The following is a 13,456-nucleotide window of genomic DNA, read 5'->3' on the forward strand; positions in this document are numbered from 1 at the left end:
TCTTACGAGGATACCTGTTCACGAAGGACCGACGCAGTAAGCGAGATCATCAGGTAGATACCAGCAAAGAGAAGGAATGCCAAAATCGTATTTTCGAATTTACGCGGATATGTGGGTTCCTGGCTGGCCACGGGGTTCACCGATACGGTCAGATACCGCACTTTCCGGTTGGCCTCGGTCCGGGTTGTTTCCACTTGCTGCATGGCCGATTGCAGCATCATGTCGCGCGCGGCCAGATCGGCCTGAGCCATCTGAATGCGCACACTCAACCGCGCCAGCGAGTTTTCGCCTGCCGACATGTCCAGCATTTCGGCGTTGAGCTCCGCCAGAACAGCCTCAAGCCGGGCGATGTCGCGGCTGACACCATCGACTTTTGCTTGGTTCGGGCGGGTATTGTCCAGCAGGGCGGCCAGTTCCAATTCCTTGTCCTGCAACTGAATTTCCACCTGATCGCTGCGGGCACGCAAGCTGGCAATTACGCTTTGCGGATCCAGAATGGCCCCCTGCAACTGCAACTCGATCAGGTCTTCTTGCGCGCGCTGGCGCGCCTCTTGCGCGATCTCAAAGCTTTTGAGCGCTTCGCGCATCTGGTCTTCGCGTTTCAGTTCGGACAGGTTGTTAATCGTCTCTTCAGCATAGTGAATAAGTCGCCGTGACACCTCGACCGAGTATTCAGGGTCCGGTGTTGCGACTTCCATTCGGACAATCCCGTCCGAAGGATCGTACCCGATTGTCACCACCTTCTTGTACAGCTTGTGTTCCTCTTCAAGCGTTGAATCCGGTGACAAACGCTGAATGGGATCGATCCAGTCCTGTTTGAACACATCGCTAAACCCAATGTCGCGATTGAGCCTCTCCAGAGCGTCCTTCGATTCCAGAAATTCCTGACTGGCGACGGAATCCTGTGCGGTTGCGTATTGTGTGCCGGAGAGAAACCCGCCGACCGCCCCGGTTCCACCATCCGCTTGCAAGATCGAAAATGCTGAGGAACTGGCGTACATCGGTGTTGCCACTCGGTAAAAGTAGTAGCCCACCACAAAGGTCGGGATAAACACGAACACCGCGAGACGCATTAACAGCGCGACAAGCTTGCGCCGCCGCCGCCGCGCAACATCTTTCTGGATCTGACCGATCTCATATTCACGCCGCTGAGCTGGGCTGAGTTCCAGCCCGGGCACCGACTTCGATTTTTCGTCAAAGGTTTGCGGTAGCTGAATTTTGGTATTCTCTTGAGCTGTCGAACTAGGGCCAGTTTGGTCATTTGCCGCCAGATCCAACAAGTTGGCACGCTGAAAGGGATCGATTCCCATTTCTCGTAGCAATTTGACCGCTTCAAAATCGGATTTCGCGTCCAGCCCGTGTTTCTGTGCCAGCCGTCTTGCAACGCGTAGTTGGCGACCGGTTAGTCCTTCGTTCTTGATTTTTTCTATGTCGGAAGACGGGTCGCCCTTTGCCTGGTCTTGTGTCGCCTTGCGAATTTTGGCCATGGCTTTCGAGCGGGCCTCGGCCGTGCCAGATCCTTGCGGCGTTCGCTTGGCGCTGTATTTGTTAACCTTGGGTTTGGTAGTCATATAACTGTCTTGCCTCTTCCAGGGTTTCAAACACGTAAAGCTGCCCGTCCAGCAGAACCGCAGCTTGCTGCGCAAATTTTTCAAGCACCTCAGGATTGTGCGAGACAATCACCATCGTGGTGGTACGCAAACGCTCGCGCAGAATGTCACCTGCTTTTTTGTTGAACTCCACATCGGTCGACGCGGGCATGCCTTCATCGATCAGATACATGTCGAAATCCAGCGCCAGCATCAACGCAAAGGTAAAACGCCCGCGCATACCGGTCGAATAGGTGCCCAAGGGCTGGTCGAAATATTCACCCAGGTTACACAGCCAACGACAATAGGCTTCGACATAATCCGGGTCCATGCCATAGATCTTGGCGATGTAGCGCGCGTTTTCCAGCGCCGAAAGCTTTTTGGCGACGCCACCTGTAAATCCCATCGGAAAGGATACACGACAGTCACGGCGGATCACGCCCTCATCAGGTTTTTCCAGTCCTGCCATCATGTTGATCAGAGTGGTTTTGCCGGTTCCATTGGGCGCGAGTATGCCGATCGAACGACCAAGCTCGACCCGAAAAGACACCTGATCCAGGATCACCTTGCGGCGTGTCCCGGTCCAGAAAGACTTGCTGACATTTTCAAATTCCAGCATTTGCGAACTGCTCATTTTTCTGCGCCGCACCGGATTGTTGGCATGCACGCCACCGATCGACTTTGGCGACAGTATGCCGAATTATGAAACAAATGATCAATGCGCCAACGGGAAGTTCACACCAGGTGTGATCAGCTTGCCTTGTGTAAAAGCTTTGTTTTCGATGATCTGACGCCTATGTCGATGTGAACCGTTCCAGAGCAGCGCAGAAACATATGACCAAACTGACGGACGAAATATCGGCGTGTCGCTTATGCGCTGACCGGTTCGCAAAGACCGAAACAGCGCATGAACCGCGCCCTGTCGTTTGGTTCCAGCCCCGCGCTCGTTTGCTGATCGCGGGGCAGGCACCTGGTGCGCGGGTACACGAGTCAGGCCGGCCCTTCACCGATCCGTCTGGTGATCGGTTGCGCGATTGGTTGGGGATCGACCAGCAGGTGTTCTATGACCGGTCTCGCGTGTCGATTGTGCCCATGGCCTTCTGCTTCCCAGGTTACAACGACAGAGGTGCCGACCTGCCGCCACCACCGCTGTGCAAGACCACATGGCATGACCGCGTCATGTCCGAGCTGGGCAACGTGCCTTTGACGGTTCTGGTGGGTGGCCATGCGCACAAATATCATCTGGGTGCAAAAACGGCTGTGACCGAGACGGTGCGCAATTGGCGCGCTCATGCGCCGCGCGTCTTTGCCTTGCCTCATCCCTCTTGGCGCAATACGGGGTGGCTAAAGAAAAACCCTTGGTTCGAGGCGGATCTGCTGCCGGTACTGCGGGCCCGTGTCAAAGAGGTTCTTGATGGCTGAGACAACTGCACTGGATCTTGCGCATAGCAAGATGCAAGACAATCCCGACGATGATGCCGCCAGATTGCGGTTTTTCGAACGTTTGGCCGACAGCGAATTGTTCCTGATGCTGACCGAAGAAGCGAAAGGCGAGAATGTTTCACCCGAACTCTTTGATGTCGCGGACGGTCGGTTCGTACTCGTGTTCGACCGCGAGGACAGGTTGGCTCAGTTCGCGGGGCACCCGGTGCCCTATATCGCGCTGTCTGGGCGCGTATTGGCGCAGATGCTTGAGGGGCAGGGGATTGGATTGGGGCTCAATCTGGATACCGCGCCGTTTTCGATGCTAATCCCGGCCGATGCTTTGACCTGGTTGTCGGCAACCCTTCAAAACGATCCTGAAGAGCTTCAACAGACGGTTGTAGAATTTCTACCACCGGCCGGTTTGCCCGAAGCGCTGCTGACCGCGTTGGATACCAAGCTTGCGACCGCAGCGGGTTTGGCTGCAACAGCCTATTTAGTGGGTACAAAAACGGAAAACGGAGGGCAGGGCCATCTGCTGGGTTTTGTTGCTGCCGTGGAACAGGCCAAACCGGCGCTGACGCAAGCCGTGTCCGAGGTGCTGACTTTCTCAGGGATTGAAGCGGGTGTGCTGGATGTGGGCTTTTTCGAGCCCGACGCGCCGCAAACCGCTGCATTGGCCAAGGTTGGGTTGCGGTTCGACCTGCCACAACCACAGGCTGCGCAGTTGGAACGGGCCGCTCCAGGCAGTGATCCGCAGCGGCCCCCGATCCTGCGATAAGCTATTCCGTCGGTTCCAGTTTGTCCTGAGTCCGGGTCTCAAAATCGCTGGCGTCGTGACGCTCGTGCAGCTGGGTATGCGGCTCTCCGAAGGCGCGGTTCACCATGCGTCCACGTTGGACAGCCGGTCGCGCGTCGATGGCATTGGCCCACCGCATAACGTTTTTGTAGGATGTGACGTCAAGAAACTCTGCCGCGTCATAGAGGCGGCCCAGCACCAATTGCCCATACCAGGGCCAGATCGCCATATCGGCAATGGTATAGTCTTCACCAGCGATATAAGTCTTGTCGGCCAATTCACGGTCCAGCACATCAAGCTGCCGTTTGGCTTCCATCGCAAAGCGGTCGATCGGGTATTGCCATTTCTCGGGTGCATAGGCGTAGAAATGACCAAAACCGCCACCTAGGTAGGGCGCGCTGCCCATCTGCCAGAAAACCCAGTTCATAACTTCGGTGCGTTCAGGGCCTGAGGCAGGCAAAAACGCATCAAATTTCTCGGCCAAATGGAACAGGATCGAAGCGCTTTCAAAGACCCGAACAGGGCTGTCCCCCGAACGATCCCACAACGCGGGAATTTTCGAGTTTGGATTGGCTTCGACAAAACCTGATCCGAACTGATCACCTTCTCCGATATTGATAAGCCAGGCATTGTATTCCGCGTCAGTATGTCCAAGCGCCAACAGCTCTTCCAGCATGATCGTCACTTTGACGCCGTTCGGTGTTGCCAGAGAATACAACTGCAGGGGGTGCTTGCCCACCGGCAGGTCCTTGTCATGTGTCGCCCCGGCGATCGGCCGGTTGATATTGGCGAAACGCCCGCCGCTTTCGCTGTCCCAGGTCCAAACCTTCGGAGGGGTATAGGTGGTATCGTCGCTCATCTCGTGCCTTTCTTGCGCGTTCGCAGACAAAATGCCGTTGCCATCACAGCTAATATTGCAAATGCCTGAGTCCAACCCCGCAATTCATCCTTATTTTGTAACAAAGGCCGCTGCTGCGCTCACATTTGCTCGTCCGATTTCACAGCGGCGCGAGGACTACTACGCTGGATCGCAGAATCGCCTATTCTGTTACCAAGCCCGACCCCCGGGTGCCCCGTAATCCAAAGGACAAGAGGAATATCACATGAAACGTTTTGCCCTGAGCTTTGCCGCAGCGGTGGCCTTTGCCCTGCCGGCTTTCGCTGGTGAACAGTATATCGACGGTACAGGTTTTGCCGTGTCGGGCTATGATGTTGTGGCTTATCGCACCCTCGACCAGGTTCCTGTAGGCCAGTCGCAGCCAGCACCAGTGCGCGGAAACTCGAACTACACTGCCGAGTACAACGGTGCGACTTGGGCTTTCGCAAGCGCCGAGAACCGCGACAAGTTTCTGGAGAACCCTGCTTATTATGCCCCCCAATATGACGGCCACTGCGCTTATGGGGTTTCGAAAGGCGGCAAAGTACCTGCCAATCCGAACTTGTGGCGGATTGTCGACGACAAACTCTACCTGAATATCACAGATGTTGTTGTGGGTTTCTGGGAAGAGGATGTTCCCGGCAACATCAATCTGGCTAAAGGCAACTGGCCTGGCATTGAAGGCGACGCAGCTTCAACCAGCGTTATTCCGAAATGGACATCTGAAGGCCCAATCGCCAACTGATCATCCACCGCTCACAGAAAAGCCCGGCTTATTAGGCCGGGCTTTTTTCATTCGACGCGAGTGGTGTCTAGCTGGCAAGCCAGAACGAGTCGCGCATCTGTTCATCCGCGTTGAACCTGATGCGGACACTGCGCGCACCGGGGAACTTTCGCTCGCGGATATTGTCGGGAACAACAATTTCCCCTTGTCCTGCACTCTTGGCCTTGAAGGTCACGATCTGAGGGTCAGCATTCCGCGCGCCGGACAGGACAGAAATGGGCAGGGCCACACGGTTCTGGCCTTCGCGCACCGGGGTCGGCACGAAATAAGTCAAGTCGCGCCCGTGGCAGCCTATGGCGTCAGGCAGATGGTCACACGATGCGCAAATCCCATTATCGGCTGAGTTGAGCCTGTCTGAAGAAAGCGCGCGCTCATTGCGCAACAGAGTATCGCAGGTCTCTTTTTCTTCTGCTGTCAATTCAACCACACGCTTACGCAATTGAGGGCGGCGCGGTTTCTTTGTTTGGGGTCGGGAAGCTGTGGTTAATCCTTGTTCGCGCAAGAAATCATACGCAGCTTTGGCCCTTGAAAACTCGGAATAGTCGCCGCCCGCGTGGTCAGGATGTTCGTGAAACGCGACATTACGCCATGCTTCACGAATATCCCGCGCGGTTGCGTTTGCTGATAGGCCCAGCTCTAACAGAGCATCGGACCGAGCCTTTATTGTCGTCATTGGCTCCATACTCAAAAAACTCGTACTCATTACACTGAGCCTACTTTTACACTGGTCACGTTTTTGTCAAATTTTACAAAGGATTGGCCCAAAATATCTGACAATGGCAATCGCTGCCGCCCATTGTCTACCTTTTTGTGGATTTTGGTGCCTGCAACGCCAGATCGCACCCGCATAGCGGGTGCGACCGGGGTTTGTGAGGTGGTGGATTTTCAGGCGACGTTTTGCAATTCAGTTTGCGGTGTGATGCCAAGCGCAAAGCACACATCCCGCGTCAGTTCGGGGCGGTTCAGTGTATAGAAATGCAGCTTATCGACACCACCGTCGATCAGATCCGAACACAGTTCGGTGCACAGAGCCGTGGCCAAAAGGTCTTCGCGGTCGTCGCGCACAGCCTTCTCGAATGCCTGTTCGACCCAAACCGGGATGTTGGCGCCGCAGCGCTGGGCAAAGCGCCGTGCACCTTTCCAGTTCTCGATGGGCAGGATGCCCGGCACGATGGGCTTGTCGATCCCGGCTTTTTCGCACGCATCGCGGAACCGGAAATAGGTCTCGGCTTCGAAGAAGAATTGCGTCAAAGCCTCGTCGGCGCCCGCGTCCAGTTTAGCCTTCAGCCAATCCACATCAGCCTGCGCATCGCGCGCTTCGGGGTGAATGTCGGGATAGGCGCCAACGCGGAGCGAAAACATCTCGGTTTCCGCCAGCGCTGAGATCAGTTCCACCGAATTGGCGAACCCGTCTGGATGAGGCTCGAACCGGTCCTGTCCTTTCGGCGGGTCACCTCTGAGCGCCACGATGTCCTGAACCCCGGCGCGAGCAAACCCGTCAGCGATCTCCAGCGTTTCCTGGCGCGATGCGTCAACACAAGTCAGGTGCGCTGCAACCTGCAAGCCAGAGGATTTGTGCAATGTGGCCACCGCGTCCCGTGTCAACTCTCGCGTTGTCCCGCCTGCGCCATAGGTAACCGAAACAAACCGGGGATCCAGCGGGGCCAGCGTCTGGACTGTATCCCAAAGCCGAAACGACGCCTCCAGGGACTGGGGCGGAAAGAACTCAAAAGAAATCTCGGGTTTGGACATGATGGCCTCGCAAACAACGGAACATGCCTCTTGTGCCACGCGTTTCTCTGTGAGACAAACTCATATTCCTCAAGAATAACATGAGTTACGTGCAATATGCATATCGAGTTCCGTCACCTTAGAACCATCAAGGCCATTCACGAATGTGGCGGGCTCGCGCGCGCGTCGGATCAGTTGAATATCACGCAATCCGCTTTGAGCCATCAAATCAAAGGGTTGGAGGATCAAGCCGGGGTCGAGCTGTTTCTGCGCCGGTCCAAACCGATGAAGCTGTCGGCTGCGGGGCTGCGCCTTTTGCGATTGGCGGAGCAGATCCTGCCGCAGGTCGAAGCTACGCAACATGAGTTTTCGTCTCTGCGCGATGGGCGCACGGGCCGGATGCATATCGCCATCGAATGCCACGCCTGTTTCGAATGGTTGTTTCCGGTGCTTGAGGGGTTCCGCAAATCCTGGCCCGATGTAGACGTCGATATTCGGCCGGGCCTTGCTTTTGACGCTTTGCCTGCGCTGCAGAAAGAAGATGTCGATCTTGTTGTCTCATCCGATCCTGAAGACCTGCCGGGCGTCGAATTTGTCGAGCTGTTTGACTATAATGCGGTCTTTGTTGCCGCATCATCGCATCCGCTGGCTGAGAAACCCTATATCGAAGCCGAGGATTTTCGCGGCCAAACCCTAATCACCTATCCGGTGGAACGTACGCGTCTGGATGTGTTCAGCCAGTTGTTGATACCTGCGCGGGTGGAACCTGCCTCGATCCGGCAGGTCGAATTGACCGCGGTGATCCTTCTGCTGGTGGCCTCAAATCGCGGGATTTCGGTTCTGCCCGACTGGGTTGTGCGTGAGGTCAAATACAACTCGGACTATGTCACGCGCCCGCTGACCGCCGAAGGCATTACCCGTAGGCTTTATGCTGCGGTGCGCAGCGCGGATCTTGAAAAGCCTTTTGTGCAAGAGCTGGTAAAACTGGCCCGAACCGAGGCTCGGAAGCTGCAAGCGCAATAGTCGCAAAACGCGGGTCTGCTATGCGCATCATTCCTCTTGGCAACGGCGCGATGCATCAGTATACGCGCGGTTTGACCGGACAGGAGCCTTTTGACAATGGTAGGCAGTGCTAACCTCAACATCATGATCAAAGCCGCGCGCAAAGCGGGGCGCTCATTGGTCAAGGATTTTCGCGAAGTCGAAAACCTGCAAGTTTCGTCAAAAGGTGCGGGCGATTTTGTCTCCAAGGCCGATATTGCCGCCGAGGCGATCCTGAAGGAAGAATTGCTGGGCGCTCGCCCGACCTATGGCTGGTTGGGCGAAGAAGGGGGTGGCCAGGACGGAGAAGACCCGACACGCCGCTGGATCGTTGACCCGCTGGACGGCACCACCAATTTTCTGCACGGGTTGCCGCATTGGGCCATCTCGATCGCGTTGGAGCACAAGGGCAAGATCGTGGCCGGTGTGATCTATGACGCTGCCAAGGATGAGATGTTCTTTGCCGAAAAAGGTGAAGGTGCGTGGATGAACGATATGCGTATCCGTGTGTCTGGCCGTCACCGCATGATCGAGTCGATCTTTTCCACCGGTGTTCCGTTTGGCGGGCGTCCGGACTTGCCAGCCGCGCTGCAAGATATGGCACGTCTAGCCCCGGCCTGCGCCGGTATCCGCCGTTGGGGCGCTGCTGCGCTCGACATGGCTTATGTGGCCGCTGGCCGCTATGAAGGGTTCTGGGAGCGTGGCCTGAATTCCTGGGACATCGCGGCCGGGATCATCATCGTCAAAGAGGCCGGTGGTCTGGTTGAAGCCATTGACCCTGAAGGCGAGGTGCTGTCAGATGGCCAGCTGATTTGCGCGAACGAGCCGATTTTCAATACTTTCGCCAAAGTCATCCGAAACTAGATCCTTTGGGATATCCGCAACAGAAACGCGTCCCGACCGGGCGCGTTTTTTTCTGGCGTGCCGAGGCAAGCTATCTGCGTGGAACGCGCGGTATCCTGGACTGAGTCAGCTTATAGCTGTGCTCGGGATGCGGCGGGTGGCCATGGGTGCGGCGCCAATACCGCGTGCCGCCCAGCTTTAGCCAAAGCGGGATGCACAGGATCAAGCCGACAATGAAGCCTCCGGTATGGGCCCAATAGGCAACGCCGCCCTGATCTGGGTCGCTGGTGAGGCTGCCGAAGAACTGGAAGGCCAGCCACAACCCCAGCATGATGAAGGCCGGGATTGTGAAGACGCGGAAGTAGATGATCAGGATCAGCAGGATATCGACCTTGGCGCGGGGGAACAGCAGCAGGTAGCCCCCCATCACGCCCGCGATTGCGCCTGAGGCACCGATTGTGGGCGCTACCGAATCCGGGCCGGTCGCAACATGGATCAGACCGGCCCCTACGCCTGCAACAAGATAGAACAGCAAAAAGGGCAGGTGACCCATTTCATCTTCCAGATTATCCCCGAAAATCCACAGAAACAGCATGTTACCCGCCAGATGCATCCATCCGCCATGCAGGAACATCGAGGTCACCAACGTCTCAAATCCTGAACCACTGGTGATGCGGGCCGGGATGATGGCGTAGGTGGCGTAAAACCGGTTGAGCAGGGCGGCACTGTCCATAATCCCCAGATAGCTGAGGAAGATCAGGATATTTGCCGCCATCAGGGCATAGACAACGTAAGGGGTACGCCCCGAGGGGTTGTGATCGCGGATTGGAAACATGGCTGGACGCTGGGCTTTTCACGGCCCAGCGTCAAGGTCCGGTTATGCCGCACCGCCTAGCAGGGCCGCATTTCCGCCAGCCGCTGTTGTATCCACGCAAACATGACGCTCGGCCAGTACACGGGCGCGGTCAGGTAGGCCTGGGATCAACGGCAGGATCGGGCCTGATCTCCGGGACAGGTGCGTTTCAATCTGGCGGGCGGTTGTCTCGTCGCCCCACCAGAGCACACCTGAAAAGCCATCCAGTGTTTCAAACACCTTGGGGTCGAGCGTCCCCGTGGCCCGAATGGCCGTTCCGCCCAATGCCTTGACCGCATCCGCCTGCGCCTGTGCGGCAGCAACGCCGGGGCCCATGCACAGCAAGGGCGGGCGGGCAAACTCGCTCAGGCGGTTCGATTCCCCTGTGGGTCCGGGCAGGGTGTGCGTCTGCATCGGTGTCGGAGTGCCCTCGGGCAGCGGCAGCGATGTCATCGCGTCGGACCACTGACCCGAGACACTTTGCCGATCCGGAGCGCAAAACCGTGCCATGTAGTTTGGCCCACCCGCTTTGGGTCCGGTCCCAGACAAGCCTTCACCACCGAAAGGCTGAGATCCGACAATAGCGCCGATCTGGTTGCGGTTCACATAGATATTGCCCGCATGGATGGCATCCGTCACATGCTGCACCCGGTCGTCGATCCGGGTGTGCAGACCGAAGGTCAATCCGTATCCGGTGGCGTTGATGTCGGCGATGACCTGATCGATCTGCTGCGCCTTGAAACGGACCACATGCAGGACGGGGCCAAACACTTCTTGTTCCAAATCCGCGATGCTGGCGATCTCGATCAAGGTCGGGGCAACAAATACGCCGTCTTGCGGTACGGGCAGCTCTTTCAGCACGCGCCCTTCTGCGCGGGCTTTGCTTATATGCGCTGTGATTGTTTGGCGCGCTTGATCATCAATCACGGGTCCGCAATCGGTTGAAATCTGCCAGGGATCGCCAAGTGCCAACGCGTCCATCGCGCCTTGCAGCATGGTCAAAACGCCATCGGCGACATCCTCTTGCACAAAAAGGCACCGTAAGGCCGAGCAGCGCTGACCTGCGGATTGAAAGGCGCTTTCTATGATCGACTGCACGGCCTGTTCCGGCAGAGCGGTGCTGTCGACGATCATGGCGTTCAAGCCGCCTGTCTCTGCAATCAACGGTGTCCCCGGGCGCTGGTTTTCGGCCATCGCAACGCGGATTTTCTGGGCCGTTGCGGTCGAGCCGGTAAAGGCGACGCCACCAACCCGTGGGTCGGATGTCAGCGCAGCGCCTACCTCAGGCCCGCCGGGCAAAAGTTGCAGCGCATCAGCGGGCACGCCGGCCTCGTGCAGCAATTGCACCGCACGGTGGGCGATCAGAGGGGTTTGAGGGGCGGGTTTGGCCAGGACCGCGTTGCCGGTGGCCAATGCCGCCGAAATCTGACCGGTGAAAATCGCCAGCGGAAAGTTCCACGGGCTGATACAGGTAAAGACACCTGCCGGATCCGCCTGAGGGATGTGCGCCGCGTAGTAACGCAGAAAGTCGACCGCTTCGCGTAGTTCGGCCACCGCGTCGGGCAGCGTTTTCCCCGCTTCGCGTGCCAGCAGGGCAAAGAATTCGCCAAAATGCGCCTCATACAGGTCTGCGGCGGTGTTCAGCACATTCGCTCGATCTGCAGCCGACGCGCGCCAGGGGCTGGCCGAGGCCAAGGCCAGTTCGATATCTTCCGCGCTTGCCGCAGCGACCGTGCCGGGCTGATCTTGTGGCAAGGCCGGGTTGACCACTGGGTGTTCAGGCCCAGGCTGTGATTGGACCGACACCAGTGGTCCAGCTTGCCAGGTGCGGTCCTGAAACGGCATCCTCGCTGCATCGATTAGATCAAGCGTTGGCGTATGATGCAGATCGAAGCCGCGCGAATTCGGGCGTTCCGGCGCAAACAACTCTGGCCCCTTGGGCAGATCAGGGCCACCAGCTTGCAGTAATTCAAACGGGTCAGCAGCAACCTCTTGGGGCGAGACATCCTCATCAACAATCTGGTTCACAAAGGACGAGTTCGCGCCGTTTTCCAGCAGCCGTCGAACAAGATAAGCCAGAAGGTCACGATGCGCACCCACTGGTGCGTAGATACGGCAGCGGGTTTTATGCGCGTCCAACACCAATTGGTGCAAGGCTTCGCCCATCCCGTGTAGGCGCTGGAATTCAAAGGGTTGGCCCTCGGCCATATGTAGGATCGCGCTGACCGTATGGGCATTATGAGTGGCAAACTGAGGATAGATCCGATCCGTCATCCCCAGCAGTTTGCGCGCGTTCGAGATATAGGACACATCCGTTGCGGCCTTTTTTGTAAAGACCGGAAACCCGTCAATACCTTCAACCTGCGCCCTTTTGATCTCGGTGTCCCAATAGGCCCCTTTGACCAGCCGCACCATGATCTTGCGGTCATGCCGGTTGGCCATCTCGTAAAGCGTGTCGATCACCAGCCCCGCGCGGGGACCGTAGGCCTGAACCACGATGCCGAACCCGTCCCACCCCGCCAAAGCGGGATCGGCCAGCACGGTTTCGATGATTTGCAACGACAGAGACAGGCGGTCGGCTTCTTCCGCGTCAACGTTCAATCCCATGCCTGCCGCTTTGGCGAGCAACGCCAAGGCTCGCAGGCGAGGGACCAACTCATCCATCACACGCTTCTCTTGCGCCAGTTCATAGCGCGGGTGCAGGGCGGAAAGCTTGACCGAGATGCCGGGGTTTGCCCGGATGTCATCCTGCGTGCAGGCCTCGGCAATTGCAGCAATGGCGCGCGAATAGGACAGGTGGTAGCGCGCCGCATCGGCTTCGGTCCGGGCGGCCTCCCCCAACATGTCATAGGAATAGGTATAGCCCTTGCCCTCCATGCCCCGAGCACGGGTCATGGCTGATTTGATGTTTTCCCCCAAGACGAATTGGCGACCCATCTCTTTCATCGCGCGGCTGACAGCGGTGCGGATCACCGGCTCGCCCAGGCGCTTTATCGCGCTGCGCAATGCGCTGACGGGTGAGGTTTTGTCTTCGTCCAACACGCGGCCCGTCAGCATCAGCGCCCAGGTTGATGCATTCACCAGCGAAGAGGAGGATTGGCCCAGATGCTTGCCCCAGTCCGACGGTGCGATTTTGTCTTCGATCAGCGCGTCAATCGTATCGACATCAGGCACGCGCAACAGCGCCTCTGCCAGACACATAAGCGCCACGCCTTCATCGGTCGACAAGCCGTATTCGCCCAGAAACTCCTCCATCAGGCCGGGCGAACTGGCTGAGCGGATATCTTGTACCAACCGGGCAGCAACGTCACAGATCGCCTTGCGATCCGCGTGGCTGAGCTTTGCATCTTCAACAAGCTGCGCCAACACTTTGTCTTGGTCAGCATAGGTCAAGGCATCTATCTGGCTGCGTAGCGAATGAGACATGGATCCTCCGGGCTTTTGAGGAGTATATCCGCGATTTCACGGGACAATCGCCTGTTCTTTGCTATTGTGTGGGTTGTTGAACTGAATTTCA

12 protein-coding genes are annotated in these 13,456 nt (G+C 57.4%); 5 read left to right on the forward strand and 7 right to left on the reverse strand.

Annotation, left to right across the window (positions count from 1 at the left end):
• Positions 1 to 2: 2 nt before the first annotated feature.
• Together GOX45_RS14135 and GOX45_RS14140 are read right to left on the reverse strand one after the other, a co-directional pair.
• A complete protein-coding gene (locus GOX45_RS14135) occupies positions 3 to 1,571 on the reverse strand; it encodes a capsule biosynthesis protein (protein ID WP_171101803.1) in 1,569 nt (522 codons plus the stop codon).
• Positions 1,549 to 2,208, reverse strand: coding sequence for an ABC transporter ATP-binding protein (locus GOX45_RS14140; RefSeq protein ID WP_171101920.1), 660 nt, complete (start codon positions 2,206 to 2,208; stop codon positions 1,549 to 1,551). The genes GOX45_RS14135 and GOX45_RS14140 overlap by 23 nt, the downstream gene beginning before the upstream one ends.
• 215 nt (positions 2,209 to 2,423) lie before the next feature.
• On the opposite strand from GOX45_RS14140, the gene GOX45_RS14145 reads away from it, so the two are divergent.
• Both GOX45_RS14145 and GOX45_RS14150 read left to right on the forward strand, forming a co-directional pair.
• Positions 2,424 to 3,011 carry a uracil-DNA glycosylase family protein gene (locus GOX45_RS14145; protein WP_171101804.1) on the forward strand — a complete coding sequence of 196 codons (588 nt, stop codon included), beginning with the start codon at positions 2,424 to 2,426 and terminating at the stop codon, positions 3,009 to 3,011.
• A complete protein-coding gene (locus tag GOX45_RS14150; RefSeq protein WP_171101805.1) occupies positions 3,004 to 3,792 on the forward strand; it encodes an SseB family protein in 789 nt (262 codons plus the stop codon). Before GOX45_RS14145 ends, GOX45_RS14150 begins: the two co-directional genes overlap by 8 nt.
• 1 nt (position 3,793) lies before the next feature.
• On the opposite strand, the gene yghU is transcribed toward GOX45_RS14150, so the two are convergent.
• Positions 3,794 to 4,669 carry a glutathione-dependent disulfide-bond oxidoreductase gene (gene yghU, locus GOX45_RS14155; RefSeq protein ID WP_171101806.1) on the reverse strand — a complete coding sequence of 292 codons (876 nt, stop codon included), beginning with the start codon at positions 4,667 to 4,669 and terminating at the stop codon, positions 3,794 to 3,796.
• 244 nt (positions 4,670 to 4,913) lie between these two features.
• On the opposite strand from yghU, the gene GOX45_RS14160 reads away from it, so the two are divergent.
• Positions 4,914 to 5,432, forward strand: a complete 519-nt coding sequence (locus tag GOX45_RS14160) for a YHS domain-containing (seleno)protein (RefSeq protein WP_171101807.1) — start codon at positions 4,914 to 4,916, stop codon at positions 5,430 to 5,432.
• Positions 5,433 to 5,499: 67 nt separating this feature from the next.
• On the opposite strand, the gene GOX45_RS14165 is transcribed toward GOX45_RS14160, so the two are convergent.
• Both GOX45_RS14165 and metF read right to left on the reverse strand, forming a co-directional pair.
• Positions 5,500 to 6,144 (reverse strand): J domain-containing protein, encoded by a 645-nt coding sequence (locus GOX45_RS14165; RefSeq protein ID WP_254430634.1) that lies wholly within the window; start codon positions 6,142 to 6,144, stop codon positions 5,500 to 5,502.
• A 212-nt stretch (positions 6,145 to 6,356) separates the two neighbouring features.
• Positions 6,357 to 7,223, reverse strand: a complete 867-nt coding sequence (gene metF, locus GOX45_RS14170) for a methylenetetrahydrofolate reductase [NAD(P)H] (RefSeq protein WP_171101808.1) — start codon at positions 7,221 to 7,223, stop codon at positions 6,357 to 6,359.
• Positions 7,224 to 7,319: 96 nt separating this feature from the next.
• Between metF and GOX45_RS14175 the strand changes: the two genes are divergently transcribed.
• The gene (locus tag GOX45_RS14175) at positions 7,320 to 8,225 is read left to right on the forward strand and encodes a LysR family transcriptional regulator (RefSeq protein ID WP_171101809.1); all 906 of its coding nucleotides are present in this window, start codon (positions 7,320 to 7,322) and stop codon (positions 8,223 to 8,225) included.
• 96 nt (positions 8,226 to 8,321) lie between these two features.
• The gene (locus GOX45_RS14180) at positions 8,322 to 9,107 is read left to right on the forward strand and encodes an inositol monophosphatase family protein (RefSeq protein WP_171101810.1); all 786 of its coding nucleotides are present in this window, start codon (positions 8,322 to 8,324) and stop codon (positions 9,105 to 9,107) included.
• Positions 9,108 to 9,177: 70 nt separating this feature from the next.
• On the opposite strand, the gene GOX45_RS14185 is transcribed toward GOX45_RS14180, so the two are convergent.
• The gene (locus GOX45_RS14185; protein WP_171101811.1) at positions 9,178 to 9,921 is read right to left on the reverse strand and encodes a rhomboid family intramembrane serine protease; all 744 of its coding nucleotides are present in this window, start codon (positions 9,919 to 9,921) and stop codon (positions 9,178 to 9,180) included.
• A gap of 42 nt (positions 9,922 to 9,963) precedes the next feature.
• Positions 9,964 to 13,365, reverse strand: a complete 3,402-nt coding sequence (putA, locus tag GOX45_RS14190; protein ID WP_171101812.1) for a bifunctional proline dehydrogenase/L-glutamate gamma-semialdehyde dehydrogenase PutA — start codon at positions 13,363 to 13,365, stop codon at positions 9,964 to 9,966.
• Positions 13,366 to 13,456: the final 91 nt, after the last annotated feature.

The sequence above is a fragment of the Ruegeria sp. HKCCD7255 genome (assembly GCF_013031565.1).
GTDB lineage: Bacteria > Pseudomonadota > Alphaproteobacteria > Rhodobacterales > Rhodobacteraceae > Ruegeria.